Annotated in this window: 15 protein-coding genes; 3 read left to right on the forward strand and 12 right to left on the reverse strand. The window is 46.6% G+C overall.

Annotated elements, in window-relative coordinates; translation table 11 throughout:
- Positions 1-28: 28 nt before the first annotated feature.
- The 8 genes from FSB75_RS04735 to FSB75_RS04770 form a co-directional block, all read right to left on the reverse strand.
- The gene (locus tag FSB75_RS04735; RefSeq protein ID WP_146783543.1) at positions 29-1,024 is read right to left on the reverse strand and encodes an arabinan endo-1,5-alpha-L-arabinosidase; all 996 of its coding nucleotides are present in this window, start codon (positions 1,022-1,024) and stop codon (positions 29-31) included.
- Positions 1,025-1,033: 9 nt separating this feature from the next.
- Positions 1,034-3,175, reverse strand: a complete 2,142-nt coding sequence (locus FSB75_RS04740) for a hypothetical protein (protein WP_146783546.1) — start codon at positions 3,173-3,175, stop codon at positions 1,034-1,036.
- Between the two features lie 10 nt (positions 3,176-3,185).
- Positions 3,186-3,965, reverse strand: coding sequence for a rhamnogalacturonan acetylesterase (locus FSB75_RS04745; protein ID WP_146783549.1), 780 nt, complete (start codon positions 3,963-3,965; stop codon positions 3,186-3,188).
- Between the two features lie 10 nt (positions 3,966-3,975).
- Positions 3,976-4,749 carry a rhamnogalacturonan acetylesterase gene (locus FSB75_RS04750; protein WP_146783552.1) on the reverse strand — a complete coding sequence of 258 codons (774 nt, stop codon included), beginning with the start codon at positions 4,747-4,749 and terminating at the stop codon, positions 3,976-3,978.
- A 258-nt stretch (positions 4,750-5,007) separates the two neighbouring features.
- Positions 5,008-6,918: a rhamnogalacturonan lyase gene (locus FSB75_RS04755; protein ID WP_146783555.1), complete on the reverse strand. Its 1,911-nt coding sequence runs from the start codon at positions 6,916-6,918 to the stop codon at positions 5,008-5,010.
- A 151-nt stretch (positions 6,919-7,069) separates the two neighbouring features.
- Positions 7,070-9,406, reverse strand: coding sequence for a glycoside hydrolase family 2 protein (locus tag FSB75_RS04760; RefSeq protein WP_146783558.1), 2,337 nt, complete (start codon positions 9,404-9,406; stop codon positions 7,070-7,072).
- A gap of 3 nt (positions 9,407-9,409) precedes the next feature.
- Positions 9,410-10,819: a glycoside hydrolase family 28 protein gene (locus FSB75_RS04765; RefSeq protein WP_146783561.1), complete on the reverse strand. Its 1,410-nt coding sequence runs from the start codon at positions 10,817-10,819 to the stop codon at positions 9,410-9,412.
- Positions 10,820-10,823: 4 nt separating this feature from the next.
- Positions 10,824-12,353: a sialate O-acetylesterase gene (locus FSB75_RS04770; protein ID WP_146783566.1), complete on the reverse strand. Its 1,530-nt coding sequence runs from the start codon at positions 12,351-12,353 to the stop codon at positions 10,824-10,826.
- Between the two features lie 134 nt (positions 12,354-12,487).
- Between FSB75_RS04770 and FSB75_RS04775 the strand changes: the two genes are divergently transcribed.
- On the forward strand, positions 12,488-13,408 hold the full coding sequence (locus FSB75_RS04775; RefSeq protein ID WP_146783569.1) for an alpha/beta hydrolase: 921 nt from the start codon (positions 12,488-12,490) through the stop codon (positions 13,406-13,408).
- Position 13,409: 1 nt separating this feature from the next.
- Here FSB75_RS04775 and FSB75_RS04780 read toward each other — a convergent pair whose 3' ends face one another.
- Positions 13,410-13,652 carry a hypothetical protein gene (locus FSB75_RS04780; RefSeq protein ID WP_146783572.1) on the reverse strand — a complete coding sequence of 81 codons (243 nt, stop codon included), beginning with the start codon at positions 13,650-13,652 and terminating at the stop codon, positions 13,410-13,412.
- Positions 13,653-13,814: 162 nt separating this feature from the next.
- On the opposite strand from FSB75_RS04780, the gene FSB75_RS04785 reads away from it, so the two are divergent.
- Together FSB75_RS04785 and FSB75_RS04790 are read left to right on the forward strand one after the other, a co-directional pair.
- On the forward strand, positions 13,815-14,144 hold the full coding sequence (locus tag FSB75_RS04785; RefSeq protein ID WP_146783575.1) for a hypothetical protein: 330 nt from the start codon (positions 13,815-13,817) through the stop codon (positions 14,142-14,144).
- A gap of 12 nt (positions 14,145-14,156) precedes the next feature.
- Complete coding sequence (locus FSB75_RS04790; RefSeq protein ID WP_146783578.1) at positions 14,157-14,642, forward strand: hypothetical protein; 486 nt, start codon at positions 14,157-14,159, stop codon at positions 14,640-14,642.
- Positions 14,643-15,049: 407 nt separating this feature from the next.
- Here FSB75_RS04790 and FSB75_RS04795 read toward each other — a convergent pair whose 3' ends face one another.
- From FSB75_RS04795 to yiaK, 3 genes are read right to left on the reverse strand one after another with little or no spacing between them, the layout of a single operon-like run.
- Positions 15,050-15,982, reverse strand: coding sequence for a glycoside hydrolase family 43 protein (locus tag FSB75_RS04795; protein ID WP_227990769.1), 933 nt, complete (start codon positions 15,980-15,982; stop codon positions 15,050-15,052).
- Between the two features lie 8 nt (positions 15,983-15,990).
- On the reverse strand, positions 15,991-19,443 hold the full coding sequence (locus tag FSB75_RS04800; protein WP_146783581.1) for a DUF4450 domain-containing protein: 3,453 nt from the start codon (positions 19,441-19,443) through the stop codon (positions 15,991-15,993).
- Positions 19,440-20,450 (reverse strand): 3-dehydro-L-gulonate 2-dehydrogenase, encoded by a 1,011-nt coding sequence (gene yiaK, locus FSB75_RS04805; RefSeq protein WP_146783584.1) that lies wholly within the window; start codon positions 20,448-20,450, stop codon positions 19,440-19,442. The genes FSB75_RS04800 and yiaK overlap by 4 nt, the downstream gene beginning before the upstream one ends.
- Positions 20,451-20,517 lie beyond the last annotated feature (67 nt).

The raw sequence follows: 20,517 nt of genomic DNA on the forward strand, positions 1-20,517 counted from the left end.
CAGGCTTGCGAAGCAAATTTGAAACGGTTTATTTCACGGCAGGCCAGCCGTTTTCGTCCCAAACAAGTTCTTCGATACGAAGCTTTGAGCGGCCGCCATCTTTTGCGTCATAACCGTGAAAGATGAGGTAATCTTTTCCGTTGTCGGTAAACACCGCGTTATGTCCAACACCGTTCCAGTCGGCATTGCCTTGCAACAATAAACTGCCGCCGTTGCTGTCCATGCGAACGCCGTCTTTGTCAACGTAAAGACCTTGCAGCACTTTGCTTCTTCCGACGACTATTTTGTAAGTACTCTGTTCGCCTATGCAGCAATAATCAAATGAAACAAAGAGATAATAATAATCTCCCTTCCTGAAGATGAACGGCGCTTCAATAGCTGCGCCGCCTGCAGAAGAATCCGGCGTGTTGTAAGGCCTCGGTCTTCGCGCAAGCGTGTACCATTGTTGCGGCTCCGCAATCTTCATTTGCCGATCAAGCTTTACCAGTTTTATTCCACTCCAAAAAGAACCGAATGTTAACCACGGCTCGTTCTTTTCGTCAACAACCAGGTTTGGATCAATGGCATTCCACAAATCGCGTCCAAGAACGGATTGCACCACCTTTCCTAAATCAATCCATTTGTAATCTGGAGATAAAGGATGCAAGGTTTTATTCACCGCAACACCGATGCAGGACGTGTTTTTTCCAAACTGCGAAACAGCATAAAACAAGTAATAGCTGCCGTTATAAAAATGGATATCTGGCGCCCAGATGTGGCCCTTAAAACCGGGCACTGCATCTACCGCCCATTGCGGTGGGTTTGCAAAAACAGGCGCTTCTTTTTTCCATTCTTTTAAATTGCTTGACGACCAAACAGCGATGCCGTTGCCGGTGCAAAAGATGTAGTAAACGCTGTCTTCTTTGATGATGACGGGATCGTGAACCGGTGTTTGTCTTGTTGAGAGAACAGTGCCGGCCGCAATTTGCTGGCAATGACTTTTTACGAAAGCGAACGAAAGCAAAAAGGAAAACAGGAAGCGCATGTTCGTGAATTAAGGCATTCGTTCTAATCCTTCAAACTTTACTTTCCACTTTCCATCTTTCGGAATACCGGGAAGTTCTTTGCTGCCGTCGTAACCGGCCACCATCATTACGATTGCCGTGAGTATTCCACCGTTACCGGGCATGTAAAGCCGCAGACGTTCGTCCTGGTAGTTGTGACCGTTAATTAAATACGTGTTGGTTTGAATCGGCATCAGAAAACTTTGAATTGCTTTTTCCGGCATGCCCAATCGCGTTGCCGTCATGGCCGTCATTAGAAAATCCCAGCCCCAGGTATCACGCCACGTCCAGTTCTTCCAAATCCAATCAAACGTGTTTTGCATGATTGCTTTATCGGCTTGCCCGGTCAATGGCATCACACCCAATGCAGCAAGAACGGAAGGATGATCCGTCCTGTATTCGGGATTGGTGTAAGAGTCCGTTGCACTTTCCGCAAACAAATATTTTTTCTCCTGAACCGGCAACGGTGAGAGGCTGTTTAGCACATCATCCCATTTTTTATTGCGCGATAAACGCAAGCGTTCGCGCCATTGCTGCGCAACGTTCAACGCCCACTTCCAGTAAACCAATTCGTATGTTGGATTGAATGTTTCTTCGGACTTAAAACGTTCCTGTGCCGGTATCAATCCTTTGCCCAAAACGTATCGCTTTGTAAGTGGATCGTAATGCGCAAACGACGCCATGAAATCCGCTGTCGCAAACACAAGGTCTTTGTATTTGTTCAGCGTTTTTTCATCCTTGTAATGACGGTAAACTTCTTCTGCAAAATAGATGCAATGCGGTTGTTGCCAGATAAGCATGGCGCCAACAGAAGAAGGTGCTTCGTCGCCGTTGTTGTCGGTCATCTTTTGCCAGCGCACACCATCAAAGCCTTGTCGTTGCGCAATAACTTTTGCGTTGTTAAAAACCGAAGCGTACCAACTCAATAACTTTTCGGTGTATTCTACTCGTCCCCACAAAGCCCAATGCGCTGCGTGCCACCAGGTCATTTCAAGGTGTGGCTTGCCAAACCAACTGTTGTACGTAAGTCCTGTTTCCTGTGGTGGAAAACTGCCCGCCTCCTGTGTTTTCATCAGGTATTGCGAAAGCACGATACGCCGCTCAATTTCGAAGGCTCTTTTGTCGGTGCTGCCCGAAAAATCTATTGCACCGCCGCTTTGCCAGAAATCTTTCCAACCTTCTTCGCTGCTGCTTTGCGTTTCAGCATAATCAGGTAATGAACGAAAATCTTTTACAGCGGTAAACTTGGCTGAAAACGAAAAGTTGTTGCTCTTGGTAGAAGGCGTTATTATAAAATAATGCGGTTCTTTTTCATTGATGGAAGCGCCTTGGTCCCATTTCAGGCCAACGTAATATTTTGTTGTGTCGAGTTGATGGCGCAGCACGGCTCCTTCATCGTGACTGAGCAACATTGTTGACTGATGCTTATTTGCGCTAGCGTAATTTGTTCCTTCGTCGGACCACGCACCGGTTGGATAAGGAAAGAGGAGTTTAATTTTCAGTCGCTTCTCCAACAACAAGGGCGAACGCACGTTTACTGCGATTACATCCTCGCTGTTGTGGCAATAAGTTATTGCGTCAACCGGTAAACCCTCGATGGTGAAATGCGATTTAATTTCACCCGTCCACAAGTTCAATTCCTGATGAATGTTCTTCACATCATCAATGCTTGCATGCGAACCGTCTTTCCGAAAAATTTCAAATCCAAGATTGCCCAATTGCAAACGATGCGGATTTTGCCGAAACCAATCCGCTGCTTTTTTCGCATGGTCGGGTTCTTTTACCTGCACGGAATAAGTTACGTCTCTCCCGTATTGATGATAAACCCTTAATGCTTCTTCGCGTTTGTAATTAGCGGTATCAATAAAGTTGTGCCAGCCCCACACCGACTCCGTCCCCAACGGAATGCCCTTTTGATAGGCAATCGGAAAACTTTGTAAACCCGTTGCATCAACGGTGAAAGCAAAGCTTCCGTTGCCGACGGTAAGCGAAGACAAGGAGTCGGCTTTCGTTACAACAACGTTGTGTCGTTGAACCAATGCCCTGCGATCGATTTTTTGCGCAAGCAATGGAAAGGAAAAGAAAAGAAAAACAGAAAAAGCAAGCGGATAGAATCTAAAACGTGCAATCATTACCGGCAAGTTACTTCATGTACTTCTTCAATCCTTCGGACTTAATTTCTTTCAATTGCGCAGCCACAATTTCTGCGTTCAATTTTGCGCCGTCAATGTTTGTGTGCGTGTGATCGCCGGGAAAGAAAGGCTTCACAGCGTCGGCGCCTAAAGCCTCATACTTTGTTGCCACGAGATTGTTCAGGTCAATGAAATAAGCGCCTTCTTCTTTTGCCACTTGCTGCGCCCAGCCCGCATAACTTTCAACCGAACGAGTGACTTTGCCTTCTTTCCAGTCATTGCGCGGAATTGGCGAACAAACAATCGCTACCGCTCCTTTCGCTTTTGCATCTCGAATGTATTGCCGCATATAATGGCCATAAGTATAGACTACTTCCTGCTTCTTCATGATCGGGTTGTAAACCTCTTTCGATTCTTCGCCAATGCCTTTCATGGTTCCTCTTGCTCTTGCCGTATCGTCGAGTGGGCCGCTATCATTGTGGCCAAACTGCATAATCACGTAATCGCCCTTCTTCAATTTCGACAAAACTTTTTCCCAACGGCCTTCAGTGATGAAGGTGCGACTGCTTCGTCCACCCAATGCATCGTTTTCAATCCTAATTTTTGTCGTGTCGAAATAGGGCGCAATAAAATCTCCCCAACCCCAGAGACTTCCTTTGCCCGTGCCGTCGCCGTTCTTCACCGTCGAATCACCAATGACGTAAAAAACAGGTTTGTCTTTTTGCAAAAACGCAAACGAACTCAAAGCCGTTACAATTAAAATAGCTGCAAATATTTTTTGAGAATGCATAACAATGAGTTTATGATTTAAGCAAGTATTTATTCAACGGATTCTTTTTCTCTGCTTTGATACCGTCCACAATAGAAGCTGCGTTTACTTCTGCGCCTTCATGATTGGTATGCGTATGATCGCCGGGAAAAAATGTTTTTACTTTTTCAGCACCCCAGGCATCGTACTTATCGGCGGTGATGGCGTTGAGGTCAATGAACATCACGCCTTCTGCGTCGGCAATTTCTTTGGCCCACTTGCCGTAATCTTTATCGGCACGCAAAACTTTTCCCTCCCTGAATTCGTTTCGCGGAATCATGGAAAGAACGATTGGCGTAGCGCCTTTAGCTTTTGCATCGCGAACGAATTTTCGAATGTACCAACCGTAGGTATGCACGGTTTCAATGTTGCCGTTTGGCCACGTAAGTTGTACCGAATCTTCACCGGTGCCTTTGAGTACACCGCGATAACCTGCTCTTGATGTATCGGGTTTCGAGCCTTCGTTGTGCCCGAATTGCATCAACACAAAATCGCCTTTTTTCAACGTTGATAGAACCCTGTCCCAACGGCCTTCTTTGATGAAAGTTCTTGTGCTGCGACCGGCCATGGCCTGGTTGGAGATGGAAATTTTTGTGCTGTCGAAAAATTCCGGAAGCAAAGAGCCCCAACCCCATTGTTCCTTATCGCTGTTGTGCACCGTTGAGTCGCCGATGAGATAAATGATTGGCTTTTCTTTTGGAAGAAAAAGAAACGACGAGCAGAGGATGAAAATGAATGCAAAAATTATCGTGAGCTTTTTATTCATGTTTGTGAATGTTTGTGTTTTTATTTTGTACTTAGCTTTTGTAATTCTGTTCAGCTTTTGTTGCGTCGCACACTTGTACGCTTTGTTCACTATTGAGCAAAAGGCTTTCACGCAACGACAGCAGCGAAGCAACGGCGCTGCGTCGTTTAATCGTTGCGCCACTGCGTGAAAAAATACAGAGCATTGTTCAGAACGCACAAGAGTGCGACGCAACGAATGTCTAATAGTAGCACTGGTTTCTGGCTCATCATTCTAAACTCATTTTAACGCCGTCTCCACTTTCTTTTTTGTCTGCACCAACGCAATGTTTGGCTTCGGCGGATTGCTCATGCCTTCACCAAAATAAAAGCTTGTGTGCGGCGGTTGGTTGTACGCCACATTCTGCCACGCAATGCTTAACCGGTACTGCGGGTCGTGCATCAGCGTGTAAAACTTTTTATCCGTCGGAATCGAAGTGGTGAAAATGCGCAACTCGTTGTTGTCGGCCGTGCGGTAAATCACTTCTTCGCGCCAGTCGCCCCAAATGTCCGCCGACAAAACCGGATTGGATTTGGTGCCGTTGTTCTTTACACAATTGTAATCGCCAGCGCTTAACAAACGCGACGTCTTGTTGTTCACGTAATCCCACTTCATAATATTCGTTCCGTCGAGCAATTCGGCCAACACGTCGCCGTCCCAAAAGATGCCCATGTTGCAGGATGGCGGTGACTGTGCATTAATGAGATTTCCCTTGCAATCGTATAAACCGGTAATGCCCGCACCAAAGCTCCAGCATTCGTAACCCGGATAGCGGGGGTCAATGTCAAGCGCCAATCCACGGCCGGGACCTTCGCCGTCTGCGCCGGCTTTTACTGATGCTTTTTTCCAAAGCACTTCGCCGGTTCGTGCGTCAAACATGTGCGAACCCGCATCGTCAAACCTTTCTTGAATCCCAAAAACTTCCAGGCCGGGACGTGAGGGATCAAGGTCGGTTACGTGTTGCGCATCGCCATGACCAAAGCCGGTTGAATAAAGTCCTTTGCCGTTGTCGTCAATGCACATGGCACCGTAAACAATTTCGTCTTTGCCGTCACCGTCAACATCAGCAACGGTGAGATTGTGATTGCCTTGTCCGCGAAAGGGTTTGTTCTCGGGATGGGCGGGATCGTCGCTGTCAAACGTCCATTGACGTTGGAGCTTCCCGTTTTTAAAATTCCACGCGGTGATAAACGTGCGAGTATAATAACCGCGGCTCATGATCAGGCTTGGCGTTTTGCCATCGAGATAAGCGATTGCAGCAAGAAAACGATCCATGCGGTTGCCGTAACCGTCGCCCCATTCCGCTTTTAGTTCATCGGGTGTTGGATTCAACTTTGCGTGACGCGGCGGAACAAAATCGGTTGTGTACAAAGCTTTGCCGGTGAGGCCATCAAACACCGTTAAATATTCGGGGCCCGATAAAATATAGCCTTTGTCGTTGCGCCAGTCTTTTGTTGAATCACCAATGACGTTGCCTTTGCCGTCAATGGAACCGTCGGCTGTTTTCATGGCGACTTCGGCACGGCCGTCGCCGTCCAAATCAAACACCATGAATTGCGTGTAGTGTGCGCCTTCGCGAATGTTCTTTCCGAGATTGATCGTCCAGAGCAACGTGCCGTCAAGTTTGTAAGCTTGAATAATCGGCGGATCGGTAAAACCGGCCTGTGAATTGTCGTGACCGCGGCCGGTTTGGTGCAAGATGATTTCGTATTGACCATCGCCATCTAAATCGCCAACGGAAGCATCATTCGGAGCATAGCCTTTCGGTGTTTGCAACGCAATAGAAAAGTAAGGCGCATTGCCCGCTTTCAAAACAAATGGCTTACTTGATGCACCTTCTTTGCCGCTTGATATTGGCTTGACAACATAGCTTGCTGTTGTTACAGTATCGACACTGTTGTCTAAAAAATTTGTCGTTTTGCTGATGGGTTCTTTGTTCAGCTTTTCCGTTTTACCATTAACAGTGCGGTAAAGATTAAACGTTAAATCAGTTGATTCAGTGCCCAGCAATCTCCAACTAACAAAAGCTTTTCCTTCGCTGTTTCGCACGGCCACGACGCCTCTATCCAGTGTTTCCATTTGCCGTTGCGCCGAAGCATGAATGCCCGCAAACAAAAAAAGAGAAGCAAGAATTTTTTTTGTGGTTTTCATCCGTTGATGGTTGTTTTGTTTCTGCTTAGTGAAACATGAATCTTGTTTTGCTGCGTGATGTTCCGAACGTACAAGTGAGTGTTGCTTCGGCGGTGCTCAGCATAAACTCCAAGAACGGTAATAGTGGCAACGCTACCTGTTACAAAACATTTCATTTCTTTTCGCTTGTTGCATCCACGGCAATGCTTGCGCCTTTTAAATTTTCTGCATTCGCCGTTAGTGTGATCTTGCCGTTGTTTCCTGATGCCTTGATGATGGCAACGCACTTTCCTTTGTATGACCAACGGCTCGTTGCCTGGTAAGGTTCGCTGCTTGCGTTGTCGCCGTTGTCAACAGCCGCTATAACTCCCGGCCCGCTGATCGAAAAATTAATCTTTGTATCTGCTCCTGATACAAGATTGCCTTCGTCGTCGGTAACACTGGCGGTTACGTAAACCACATCATCCCAACTATTTTGCAACGATGTCTTGTCGGCTTTCAAAACAATCTTCGAGGCTTTACCGGCTGTTTTCAATTCCTGTTGCGCCACGTCTTTGCCGCCGTTGCGGCCAACGGCTTTCAGTGTTCCTTTTTCAAACGGAATCGTCCACGTTCTCGACGATGCGTTGTCGGGTGTGCGGCCTTTTGCGCCTACTGATTTACCGTTGACAAACAATTCCACTTCGTCGCAGTTGCTAAACACCTGCAGGTCGGCGGTGGTGTAAATGTCCGGATCGTCAGGCGTCCAATCGGGGTTCCAGGTAACGCCGTTCGCATTCGTTTCTTTGCGGGTAACGTAAACCATTGGCTTATCGTCCCACCAACTTTGCCGTTGATAGCCAGCCAGTTTTTCTTCGCCGGTTTTATCAAACAAACCCGCGCCGTTTGCAATGCGCGGCCAGTCGGCTTCGCCCAGATAATCATAGCCGGTCCAAAGAAATTGTCCACTCATGTAAGGTTTGTCGCGCAGGGCAAGCCACATGCTGATGACGTGTGTGTTTTCGGTACCGATCACTTTCCAATCAGGATGCTTTTCGTGTGCGGCAATAAGTTCGTTCTCGCGGTAATTCTGTCCCACAACGTCCATCATTGCGGCAAATCCGTTTTCGTAAACTTTTGAAAGTCCAGGCCGGAAAAGTGCCATCGTCACGGGCCGTGTTGAATCGAGCGAATGAATCAGATCCTGCTGCATTTTGTATTTATGAAAGCCGGATGAGTCGTTGAGGTTGTCGTGAATTTCGTTTCCGATACTGTAGATAACAATCGAGGGATGGTTGCAATCACGCGTCACAATGTCACGGGTATCTCTCTCCCACCAATCGCTGAAATAAAGGTTGTATCCTTTTTCAGCATTGGGCTTTGCGGCGTTCCATGTGTCGAAGGTTTCGTCCATGACCAGGAAGCCAAGTTTGTCGCAGAGATCAAGAAATTCGGGAGAGGGTTCGTTGTGCGACGTACGAATGCCGTTCACGCCAATGTCTTTTAATGATTGCAATCGTTTTGTCCAAACACGCAAAGGCACGGCCGCACCAAAAGCACCGCCGTCGTGGTGCAAACAAACGCCTTCGATTTTGATGTTTTTCCCGTTGAGCCAAAAGCCGGTTGCCGCTTCAAAATGCGCATCGCGAATGCCGAAAGAAGTTGTGTATTCGTCCACCGGTTGTTTGTTGACAATGATGGTTGTAATTGCTTTGTAGAGTTGTGGTTTGTCTATATCCCAAAGCGCAGGATTTTTTACCGGTGCGATTTGCGTAAAGGTTTGACTTTTTCCCGCATCCAGCTTTGCGTTGCTTTGAACCATCCTCGCTTCTTTTCCGTCCGGTGCAAGAAAGCGGGTGCGCAGTACAAAGCTTTGCGACGAAGAGCCGTTGTTTGTTACCGTTGTTTGTGACTGAACCTTTGCGCTTTGCGCAGATACGTTCGAAGAAGACACAAAGCTTCCGGCTTCATCAACGTGAACCGGATTTACACTTACCAACCGTACATGGCGATAAATACCGGCGCCGGTGTACCAACGCGAAGCCGGTTGAATTGTGTTATCCGCACGAACGGCCAGGACATTTTTTTCAGCACCGAATTTTAAGTAAGGCGATAGTTCGTAATGCAGACTGATGTAACCGCTTGGACGTTTACCCAAATGATGACCGTTGATCCAAACATCGCTGGCCGCCATGATGCCGTCGAATTCAACAAAAAAATTTTTTGAAGCATCGATGCCGGGTAATGAAAAAATTTTGCGGTACCAGCCAACGCCAGCGGGCAGATAGCCACCGCCGCGGCTTGTCGGGTTGGCACGGTCGTAAGGCCCTTCTATGCTCCAGTCGTGCGGCACGTTCAACGAACGCCACGATGCATCGTTGAACGAAACGGCTTCGGCGCCGCTTGCATCCCCTTTGTAAAATTTCCAGTCGTTGTCAAATGAAGTAATGGTTCTTTCGTTCTGCGCAAAAACAGAAAAGTAGAAAAGGAGCAAAAAAGTCAGCAGCGTTGTTCGGCAATTGTTGTGCATGTTTTAGAGGCTTACGCCGTTTGAATTTTTAACGCTTACCGTGCTTTTATCGGTTGTATTGATCGAGACGTTTTTCCACGTCCAGCCTTGCGCATAACTGACTTCACCTGCATTGGCTGCGTTGATGTTTACGTTTTCGAAATTGAAATTTTGGAGAAAAGATTTATTCAATCCTGCACCGCTGATGGCTTTCTTTGCATACTTCACTTTTACGTTTGAAACATAAATGTCTTTGAAATGCGGGATGCCTTTTTCTTCGGGTTCAACTTTTGTCAGCATCACTTTCCAATGCTTTGGCAGTGTTTCCCAGGTATAGCCTTCCGGAAGTTTTGAGTAACTGTACGAAGGATTCCAGTTCATCGTGTACATAAAGGCATTGCCCACACTGTCCATCGTGATGTTTTGAAAGTGGATGTCTTCAATTGTTCCGCCGCGTGTTGTGGCAGACTTGATGTGAAAGCCGTTGCCCGTGCCTTTGGCCGTTAAATCAGTTGCCAGCACGTGACGAATGCCGCCCGATGTTTCGCTGCCAAGTGTCAACAAACCGCCGCCTTTTCTTGCCGTGCACTTTCGAATGACAACGTATTCCGTTGGCTTGTTCACCCGAAGTCCGTCAGCGTCTCTGCCGGCTTTTAAACAGAAATCATCATCGTTGCAGTCAATGTCGCAATTCTCTACCAAAACCCATGTTGAAGAGTCAATGTCAATGCCGTCGGTGCTCGGGCCTTTGCCGTCTTCGTTGTTGCGAACCGTTACTCCATCAACGGTTAAGTGATCGGAATAAAGAAGTTGTATTGTCCAGAAACCCGCGTTGGAAAACGTCAATCCTTTTAACGTTACATCAGAAGATGATTGCACCAAAAACGTGCGAACACGTTTTGCATCATAATCCACAATCCAGCGCAAACCTTTTGCGTCGTATTCTTTGCGCATGGTCCAGTATTTATCCCAACAAAATTTTCCCTGTGCGTTTACTTTTCCGTCACCGCTCACCATTACGTTTTTCTGGTCAATGATGTTGATGAGAGCCGCAGGCCAGCGCATTTCAATGCCTGCGATACGGGTATCAATTTCAGGGTAATCATCAAAGCTTTGACTGCCTTTGATCAACACGCCTTTGTCAATTTTGAGATGAACGCCGCTCTTTAAAAAGATAGAACCGGTTAAGTAAATTCCGGGTTTGAAGGCAATCGTTCCTCCGCCGTCTTTGGCGCATTTGTCTATTGCTTGCTGAATGATCTTCGTTACCACTTTAGCGGTATCATTTGTTGCGCCGAAATCATTCACCCAATAAACTTTTTTCGAAGACGGAATTTTTCGTGCGCCAACGTTTTTCGTCCAGGATAAATCCGTTTGTCTGTTGGCAAATCCGAATGCGAGCAGCGAAACAAAAATGAAAAGAATTTTTTTCATGGTATCAATTGAGTCCTTGTGTGGTGAGCTTCCAATCGTCCGTGCGGAAGGGCGAAGCAGGCAAACCGGCTCCGTTGTATAAATTCGGATGCGGTACGTTCTTCCATGCAAAGCGAACCGCTTTCGGTGCTTTCACGGCAGTGCTCCAAACAACCACCGTATTGCCTTCAATCTTTGCATTTGCCGGAACAAAGTTCTGATCGTCGCCGGCAATGGTGAATTCCTTCAACTCGCTTCCGTCTTTCGTCATCAAGCCTTTGTCGTAATCAAAGGAAATACGAAACTTATCGCCTTCAATCTTTGCAGATTTATACAAAGGCCCTGAAACAACAAGGTCTTTTTTGCCGTATTCGTTTTGCAAAGCCCAAAGCGATAACCTTTTTCCAACCAGTTCTTTGTTGCGAGGATGAATGTCCAGCGAATCGCCGTTGTCGATCGTTACGGCCATGCCCGTATTGGGCGTATTGCGGTAAACGTAAAGTTGTGCGTCTCGTATCTCGGGATTCTGGCTGCGGTGCGGTGAGATTTGAACGAAGTAAAAAGGAAGCTTTGGTGCATTCCAATCGTCCCGCCAGTTCTTAATCATGGCCGGAAACAACTTTCGGTACTGGTAAGCTCTGTCAGCGTTTGATTCGCCCTGGTACCAAATTGCGCCGCGCAACGTATACGGCTCAATCGGCACAATCATGCCGTTGTACAATTTTGCAGGAGATTGATTGCTGTTCGCACCCATTGGTCCGCGTGGCTGTGCGCCTTTTGTTTTGCTTGTGTCTTCTTTCCATTTTGCCAAAGCCGCCTTGTATTTTTCGTTCGCCTGCGGAAAAGCGTCCATTGCTTTTTGATAGCGAACCAAAATTTGATTCAGGTCTGCATCGCTTTGCAAGACTTCTTTTTTCGTCCAGGCCTCTGCCGGCGTACCGCCCCAGGTTGAATTAATAATGCCGACAGGATAACCCGTTGCTTTGTTGATCTCTTTTGCAAAAAAATACGCAACGGCAGAAAATGTATCAATCGTTTGTGCCGTGCAAATTTTCCAGTCGCCTTTGAAATCGGCTTGCGGTTCATCGGCTACTTTGTTGGGCACGTCAATCATTCGTATGTCGGGATGCTCTGCGTCTTTCATTACTTCATCGTGATTGATGACACCCGTGTACGACGGATTGGATTTTTTGCCGATAAAAAATTCCATGTTGGATTGACCTGATGAAAGCCACACTTCGCCCAGCAAAATATTGTCAACATCAATTGTGTTTGAAGCTTTGAACGTAAGCTTGTACGGTCCACCGGCTTTGGTTGTGGTTACATACGTTAACCATTTACCGGACGCATCGGCGGTAACGGTTGTGGCGCGGCGGTTCCAACTGTTGGTAACGGTCACTTGCTCACCCGGTTTTGCCCAACCCCACAACGCCACTTTGGCGTTTTGCTGCAACACCATGTTGTTGCTTATAATGGCCGGAAGTTTTACCTGTGCGTGAAGAAAGCCAAAGGCGAAGAACGATAGGCAGGAAGCAAATTTTTGAATGCGGTTCATAGCTCACAATCTATTAGAGCGAAAATTAGAAAGACGTTGCCGCTTACCGTCCTGTTGCATCCTGAAAACAGAAAGCATTGAACTTCCTTCGCTACTTTAGGCAAAACCTTTTAACCTCGCTTAACTTTCGCTGTATGAAAATCATTGCTTGCTTCCTGTTTTCTTTTCTTCTTCAACACAATTTAATGGCGCAGGAAATAACGCTTCCGCTTTGGCCGGCCGGCAAGGTTCCCAATTATCAAAAAACCGACGAAACGGAAAAACGCGACACAACCGAAACCATCCATGTCAGCCACGTGCAAATGCCGGACATGACGGTATTTCTTCCTTCAAAACGGAACGCAACAGGCCAGGCCGTGATTGTTTGTCCCGGTGGTGGATACGTTACGCTGTCGTACAGTTGGGAAGGCACCGACGTAGCCAAACTCCTAAACGCAAAAGGCATCATCGCCATTGTTTTAAAATACCGTTTGCCCAATTCGAAAAGCAACGTCACGCCGCATCTTTCGCCGCTGATGGACGCCAAACGGGCCATCCGCCTTGTTCGTGCCAACGCAGCCAAATGGGGCATTAACAAGGCAAGAGTTGGCATCATGGGTTTTTCTGCCGGTGGTCACCTTGCTTCAACGCTTGAAACGCATTTTGACGAAGGCGACGCGGCTTCAACCGACAGCGTTGAACGGCAATCGTCGCGACCGGATTTTGCGGTGCTGGTGTACCCGGTTATTTCCATGAGCAAGCCCATTATGCACGCAGGTTCGCGCAACAATTTAATCGGCGCCAACGCCGACAGCAGCCTTGCCAAATATTATTCCGGAGAGTTGCAGGTAACAAATCAAACACCGCCAACTTTCTTGGTTCACGCAACGGATGATAAAACCGTTCCGGTTGAAAACAGTTTGCTGATGTACCAGGCATTGCGGGGCGCCGGCGTGCCCGTTGAAATGCACATTTATCCTACCGGTGGCCATGGCTTTGGCCTGGCGATTGGCAAGTATTATTTGGAAACCTGGACGGACCGGTTGGTAGATTGGCTGCGGGGGTTGAAGCAATAGCCTAAAATGGCAAAAGATAGATAGGTTGCCGTATGATGCGGTCGGTTTTGACGAGGCCTTTCTTAAGCTGCCGATAGCTAACGAGCCGGCGGGTTTTGGGTATGCGGTAAACAAGGCTGCCACGATGTACAGTCGCGATAAGTTGCAACGGTTCGCCAGTCAACAGCCAGGCTGATTTTAAGTCCGCAAGTCCAATGTTAAAGCCGGGATGAAACCACCGCAAACGGATTTCGGTATAAATCATAACAATGATTTTTTAAGGAAGCGGATACAAATTTAGTTTGATAATCAGCTAAAAGCTGTAGGAGGAGTAGCGTATATTAGCGTGTTAGCGGCAAGCTTCGGATACCCCCTAAATTGAAAAAGTGGACACCTTAAAACAACCAAGACCTTAATTAGACTTAAAATGATTTCATTTTTTGACACACCTTATAATTCACCTATTCTTATCGGATTAGCTATTGCTTATGGAATAGTGGCTGCAATAACGACTTTTGACATACGGCTCATACAAGCAAAAAAAAGCGGATTGCTGCCAGCTGATGAAGCTATGCTTCCAAGTTGGGTTGGCATTTTTCACTGGTTAGAGTGGTTAATATTTATTGCAATGTTTCTTTTAAACTGGAAATTTGCTTTAATTGCTTTTGTTGTAAAATTCATTTTTAAAGTCCTTCCAGTTTTAGAAATCGTGGGCAACATTTTAATGTCACCTTTCAAACAAAAGACAAGGTATTAAATCAGTTGTAAAATGCTTAAAGGATTAAAAACTTTTCTCCAAGACCGAAAAACAAAAAAGCGTTTAGATAGAGTTCTGCGATTACTTTATTCAGACACAAGATTTCAAACCGACGAGTTGATAAACGCATTAAATATAAAGGATGAAATAGACAGATTAGAATACTATGTTATTATTAATATTGCTGCTCAACTTAAACGTCCCTATACCGATGATGACATTTCCCTCATTTACGAAGAACAAGTAGAAGCACTTGAAAATTATGTGGCTTCAAAAGAGTTAAGAGAAAACACAATTGAACTAACAAAAACGCAAGCCGATTTAGCCTTGTTACAATTCAACGCAAGAATGGACACTCTTAGGCGTGCATTTGAGTATAGCAAAAGCTCTCCTGGCGCTCTAATGCTAAATAAATTAAAAGCTAAAGGGCAACCACTTACTGAAGATGAAGAAAAGGATATAAGGAAACAATTCGACAATAAAAAAAGCAATGATTGAACGCTAATAATTGCCATGCCGCTAACAGCGGTTTTGCGTCAGCGGGGCGTGACGAATAAACCATCGGCTAATTGCAAGCATCATCTTCAGTTCCGGCTAACCGAACACATATGGGCTTTTGAAAAAGTTCTGTACTTTGGCTTTCCAAGCGGCTACAGTTCCGGGCTGGACGTTCGCTGAATGCCCCGCCGAACGCAAAGCCGTTTAACGTTAGCTTCACCTTTTCTTCCGCAAGTATTCATAAACTGCCATTTTTTAGTTGCTTAATGTACTCGCTTTCGCCAGTGAAGCTTCTACGCTGCTACAAAACCAGTGATTCTTGCATCGAATATTTTTGAGGCAGGTTACCGGCACAGGCGATTGCAGCGGAAGTACACCAATTAAAGCAAGCGATAACAAAGCCCCTGTCACTTTCTAATCATTTTCTCAAACTCTTTCTTCGAAACTTTGAACGCCGTTCCGTGCCGGATGCCTTTCGGAAATTCCACTTTGTCGGAAACATCCGTCCAATGCGCTAAATCCGTTGACGTAACCGCGCCGTATTTGTGATCGCGGTACTTGTCAAAATAAATCATCCATTGGCCGTTAATCTTTAACGCTGTTGGCCCTTCAGCCCAGTAGTTCCCGGTAATGGGCAGCCCGGCTTGCGAGTATGGCCCTTCGATGTTTTTTGCATACGCCACGCGAATGTTTTTTTCCACCGGCGACCGCGTCTCATTTTTCAAAAACATCACGTATTCATTTCCATTCGGAACAATCGTCGCATCAATCACGCTGAACCCCGGCTCGTACAAAGTCTTTGTTTTGCTCCAGGTTTTAAAATCTTTTGTGGTTGTGTAGTAAATGCGGTGATTGTTCTTCTGTCCTTCCGCCGACGTGTCCTTTTGCGGAAAACGGCCCGCGATTGTTGTGGCCCAATAAACGATATATTCTTTATTCTTTGGATTGTAATTAATCTCCGGCGCCCAGGCATTGCGTGCCGAATCCTCGTGCGTCATCACCGGAATGAATTGCTGTTCGCTCCAGTGAATTAAATCGGTTGACGAAGCATAACCAATACCCCTGTCGGCCCAGCTCACCGTCCACACCATGCGGTATTTTCCATCAGCGTCTTTGGTGATGCAGGGGTCGCGAAAAAGCTTGTCCTTGCTAACCGCCGGCTTTAAGACTATGCTGTCGTTAAAGAGTGCTTTCCACTTGTAGCCATCATCGCTGTAAGCGTAATGCAAACCGTCGCCATTGCCTTTGAAATAACAGAACAGGTACACGCTGTTGCTTTGCTGTGCAAACAAGCAAGGGCTGATGAGCAATAAAACAAAGCCGCAATATTTTTTCATCATCCTTTAATTTAACGAACGAGGGTTAAAGCCATCAAGCCGATGACCACATCGTTGGCAACGGCTCTTACCGTTAACGACGACAATTCTTTTTTATCGTTCAGCGGCATTTCTAACACCGTTGCCGCGCCGCCGTCAATGCCGCGATTGCTAAAGCCTTTTATCGTGATAAATTGCTGAAATGTCTTTGTGTCTTCGCCTGATTTTAAATAAACACGAAGCGGCTTTGGCGCACCGGTGGTAAACGCAAAACCGTCTTCGTAATAATCCTGTTCAACGGGCCACCAGTTATCGGGATTTTTTAATTGCAAGGTATCGCTGCTGCCGTCTTTGTATCGAACAATGACTTCTCCGTTCGTCATCCGGCTTTGCATCGGATTGGTAGAACCGGCCATCAGCAGACAGGCTCGTGAAGATTGGCCTTGTAAAGGAACCGTGATTGTTTTTGGATAAACATCCCATTGCGATGCGAAGGCAATGTTTTTTGCACCGGCTCCCGATGGTGTGGCGAACGGTATTTTATTTTCCGTGATGATTTCGTTTTTCTCTCCTGCCCTTTTGCGCAAGCCCTCATCATCAATGTTTGCGGCTGTCAACGGATATGCCCAATTGCCGATGCCTTGCGTGGGCAATTGCAGCGTAGTGGTTTTGGGCCGCGGCGAGAAATATTGATTGCGAAAAATATTTTTTACGTCATCGTTGAAGAAAGGCGCAAGGTCAACCTTTTCGTAATTGCGCAGAATGTTCGCTTCTAGTATTGTTGCCTTTCGTATCGTTCCTTCCGCCTTGAAAACAACCGGAAGCCAGTAGCGAAAATCACCTTGCCTGACCTGGAGAAAAAAAGTTTTTGTTCCGCCCTTTGCGTTTACCGTTGCATGAAAATTTTGCGACGAAAACTTTTGGTTTCCCAATGCGTTTTGTGGATCGAAACAAGCAACGAATCTTGCGTTTTTCGTCGTAAAATTGATTGATTCGCCTTCATTATAAACTGCCTTTGTAACGAAGTGTTCTAACTTGTTGCCTTTCCAATTTAGCTGAATAAGAAATGCTTTCGCGGCTGGCGCATTTACCTGCAACAGCGGTTGTTCAACTGCCGTTGAATCCAATGTCCACGCGACTTTTTTGCCGTTTACCAAAACTGATTCAATGCCGTCAAGTCTCGCTTTTACCTGCAACGAAAGCTGTAGCGGTTTGGCAAATTTTGTTTTGAAAGAATAGCTGTCTACATCGCCTTTGCGCTGAAACGAATAATCAATATCCGGCGTAGTCAACGAAGCCTGATTCCAGGCAGAAGGAAAGCCCGGCTTAATCACCAATTTGTTGCGCAGCAAATCGGGTTCGATGCCGAACAATCCTTCCACCAAACTTCTACCGGCCATGCCGATTGGGTCAGCGAAATCACGGTACAATTCTCCGCGCACCGCATCGTAAAAAGAAAGCTGTTGAAAGTTGCCGGGGCTTGCACCGAAATACATGCTTTCCACCAACGAACTTTTCCAAAGTTTGAACGCTTCTTCATTTTGTCCGCCTTGCCAATAAGCCAGCGATGTATGCAGCAATTCAGCCAAAGCAACGTTGTTGAGCGACCATGTGTAGGGTTGCCAGTTTGTCGTTGACAATGTATAAAGCGAAGTGTCGGTGAAACCCTTTGCACGAACCGGAATGTGCGGGATTTCATTGTTCACGTATTGCAACAATTGGTACGTTTCAAACGCATCGGGCACGTGCGAATCAACCGCGTGATAGACTGTCCACAAACCGGCAGAAGGGTGAACAAGCTTTTCGCCCAGTAAATCTTTGTATTCGGCAAACCAACCTTTGTCTTTTAACCACAATTCTTTTTGCATTGCAGCCAAAATTTTATCCGCTTCTTTTTGATAGGGTTCGCTGTTTTCGCCAATCAGTTTTGCCAACGCTGCTGCTGCCTTGTTTGCCCGGTAATTATAAGCCGACGAATGCGCCACACCGCCGCCGCTGTATTGCAATGCATCGCTTGCCCAAATGGCTGCGTATGCGTCGTACAAGCCATCGCCGTCGCGATCAAAATTTCGCTTTTCCCAATCCAAATGACGCACGAGCAAAGGCCACATTTGTCGCACGTAAGCCGTGTCGCCCGTCCAGTTAAAATGATTGAGCAGTTCATCCACGAAAACAAGGTTCATGTCGTAGTGATGAGCGACCTTGTTATTGCCAGGGTTGCGAGAAATGTAGCCGCTGCTAAAAAGCGATGTGCCCATTTTCTCTGCACCGCGCCCCAAATGCAAGGCTGTGTCCATCACCACCGGCCCATCAGCCGGCGACGTTACTTGCGATAAAGCATAGGAGCTAAAATGCTGTCTTGCCCGGTCGTGCCAGCCCAAAACATCCGCTACATAAGGCCCGCGCCAGCCGTTAAGCCGCATGCGCCAGGCCACGGCACCATGCAGGTAAGAAGGCGCTTCCCAAATTGCGTCGGCGGCCATGCTTAATGCACCGCCCAACGTATTAATGTAAGCGTCGGGTGTTGAAACCTTTATTCGTTTTGCCAATTGTTCACGAGCCATTTCGGCTTTCGTAAATACATCTTCAAGATTTTGTTTCGATGATTCTGTTTTCCCGTTACGAACCAGGAAATACAACGGAGCACGTGAAAAAAAAACTTGTGCTGCCAATGCCGGTGTTGCAGAAGATACTGATGTAAAAAAAGAAAGTGGCGAGTCTTGTTGCGCAGCGTCTGAAACTTTCAATTGTGCGCTTCGTGGAAACTCGCCGCTGATAAATTTTACACTGCTTTTTTTGTTTGCCGTATCCGCATTTTGTCGGGGTAGATGCTGTATTTCGTAACGTTCTTCTTCGCTTACGGCTTTTGCGCCAAATTGAAGAAAGAAAGCATTCTTGCTGAGAGCGTAAACGTTGTTTTTGCAGTATTCCGGCTTCAGATAAAATGATGATTCCGGGTCGGCGCCAATGTCACCGTCGCGTGAAAATTTTGTGCCGGTCGCACCGCCGAAGGCAACGATCAGTTTTATATCAGAAGAAAGATTTTTCCCTTCTGCTTTTACAACCATTCCTTCGTCATCGTTCAAAGCAAGTACGGTAAGAAGAAGCTGTCCGCTGCCGAGCAAAGGGTCCTCAATTTTATAAAGCATGGAGCCGGCGCGATAACGCGATTCAATTTTTGTTGCGTTGATGATCCATTTGCTGTTGTTGTCTTTTACGAAACCAAATTTCAAATTACCGCCCATGCCGGGCAAATACATAGCAAACTCGGGAAGGTCGCCGGCTTCTACGCGAAATGCCGTATTGCTTCCATACAGGGCCCGGTTAAAGCGCCGCGTGCCTTTTACCAAAACAAAATCTTCACCCTCGGGTTTGTAATGCACTTCTCGTTCGATGCCGTGCCACAAGCTTGCTTGCGACTGCGCAAGCAAGCCGTCGCAAACAAAAAGTAAGCAGGACAATAATGCCAAACTTCTACTGTTCATGCGTTTAAATTGAGAACGGCCTGCCACGCCGTTTTTAAGACAGGAACGCCGTTTTGCAAATTTTCTTTTCGCGTTTGCACCAGGCGTTCGCCGGGATAGTGAATCTTTTTTCCTTTCGTCTTCGATTGATGAAAATCGTTTATAATAGAAGAAAGAGTCTGCGCAATCATGGAGGCATTACCAATCTTGCCAAGATCAATGCAAATAAACACCTGCGACAAGCCGTGTTCTTTTTCTTGCTTTGTGATTTCGTTTACCGACAACCCACCCGAGAACACAGCCGCCAAAATATCGAGAAGCAAGGAAAGCCCTGCGCCTTTCCAATAGCCAATGGGAAGCGGCCTTCGCGATTCCAAAATGGCCGAAGGATCGTCTGTTAAATTTCCTTCTTTGTCGTAACCGCTCACTACCTGAAGCTTCTCTCCTTTTGCTTTTGCTTGTTCCATTGCGCCAAAAGAATATTGGCTCATTGCCGTATCAAGCACAATGGCTTCATTCTCGTAAGGCAAAGCCATCATCAAAGGATTGTTGCCAAGCTTTGCATCTACGGCACCCCATGCGGGCATGAGGGCTGTAGTGTTTGTCCATGCGATTAGCGCAAAGCCTTTCCTGGCCGCTTGCCAACCGTAATAACCGGCACGCATCCAGTGATTGGTGTGTGCAAGCGCAACACAGCCAATGCCGAATTGCTGCGCCAATTGCATCGCTCTTTCCGTTGCTGCAATGGCGTTCAACGGGCCCGCACCGAGATTGCCGTTCCATTGTTCCATGCCGTTGAATGCCGATTGCAAATCCAGCTTTGCTTCTTTCTTTACAAAGCCTTCTTTTACGTATTGCATAAAAACAGGAAAGCGGTTGACGCCATGCGTATAAACACCGTCAACGCTGTTTGTTGTAAAGACTTCGGCCAACGCTTCTGCTCTTTCGTTTGTAAACCCTTCGCTCAAAAGAATCGAGAGAAAGATTTGCTTCATTTCACCTGCTGGTACAAGGATGGTTTCTGTCATTTGCAATTCTATGAATAGTGAAACGTCAAACGTAAGACGTGGAAACGTGAAGTTTTTTCAATTTTAA

The organism is Flavisolibacter ginsenosidimutans (assembly GCF_007970805.1).
Lineage (GTDB): Bacteria > Bacteroidota > Bacteroidia > Chitinophagales > Chitinophagaceae > Flavisolibacter > Flavisolibacter ginsenosidimutans.

What these genes read in the sequence shown, in the direction of transcription:
- FSB75_RS04740 (WP_146783546.1), bottom strand. Translation starts at nt 3,175, where the DNA reads ATGATTGCACGTTTTAGATTCTATCCGCTTGCTTTTTCTGTTTTTCTT.
- FSB75_RS04750 (WP_146783552.1), bottom strand. Translation starts at nt 4,749, where the DNA reads ATGAATAAAAAGCTCACGATAATTTTTGCATTCATTTTCATCCTCTGC.
- yiaK (WP_146783584.1), bottom strand. Translation starts at nt 20,450, where the DNA reads ATGACAGAAACCATCCTTGTACCAGCAGGTGAAATGAAGCAAATCTTT.
- FSB75_RS04745 (WP_146783549.1), bottom strand. Translation starts at nt 3,965, where the DNA reads ATGCATTCTCAAAAAATATTTGCAGCTATTTTAATTGTAACGGCTTTG.
- FSB75_RS04795 (WP_227990769.1), bottom strand. Translation starts at nt 15,982, where the DNA reads ATGATGAAAAAATATTGCGGCTTTGTTTTATTGCTCATCAGCCCTTGC.
- FSB75_RS04800 (WP_146783581.1), bottom strand. Translation starts at nt 19,443, where the DNA reads ATGAACAGTAGAAGTTTGGCATTATTGTCCTGCTTACTTTTTGTTTGC.
- FSB75_RS04735 (WP_146783543.1), bottom strand. Translation starts at nt 1,024, where the DNA reads ATGCGCTTCCTGTTTTCCTTTTTGCTTTCGTTCGCTTTCGTAAAAAGT.
- FSB75_RS04775 (WP_146783569.1), top strand. Translation starts at nt 12,488, where the DNA reads ATGAAAATCATTGCTTGCTTCCTGTTTTCTTTTCTTCTTCAACACAAT.
- FSB75_RS04760 (WP_146783558.1), bottom strand. Translation starts at nt 9,406, where the DNA reads ATGCACAACAATTGCCGAACAACGCTGCTGACTTTTTTGCTCCTTTTC.
- FSB75_RS04780 (WP_146783572.1), bottom strand. Translation starts at nt 13,652, where the DNA reads ATGATTTATACCGAAATCCGTTTGCGGTGGTTTCATCCCGGCTTTAAC.
- FSB75_RS04755 (WP_146783555.1), bottom strand. Translation starts at nt 6,918, where the DNA reads ATGAAAACCACAAAAAAAATTCTTGCTTCTCTTTTTTTGTTTGCGGGC.
- FSB75_RS04790 (WP_146783578.1), top strand. Translation starts at nt 14,157, where the DNA reads ATGCTTAAAGGATTAAAAACTTTTCTCCAAGACCGAAAAACAAAAAAG.
- FSB75_RS04765 (WP_146783561.1), bottom strand. Translation starts at nt 10,819, where the DNA reads ATGAAAAAAATTCTTTTCATTTTTGTTTCGCTGCTCGCATTCGGATTT.
- FSB75_RS04770 (WP_146783566.1), bottom strand. Translation starts at nt 12,353, where the DNA reads ATGAACCGCATTCAAAAATTTGCTTCCTGCCTATCGTTCTTCGCCTTT.
- FSB75_RS04785 (WP_146783575.1), top strand. Translation starts at nt 13,815, where the DNA reads ATGATTTCATTTTTTGACACACCTTATAATTCACCTATTCTTATCGGA.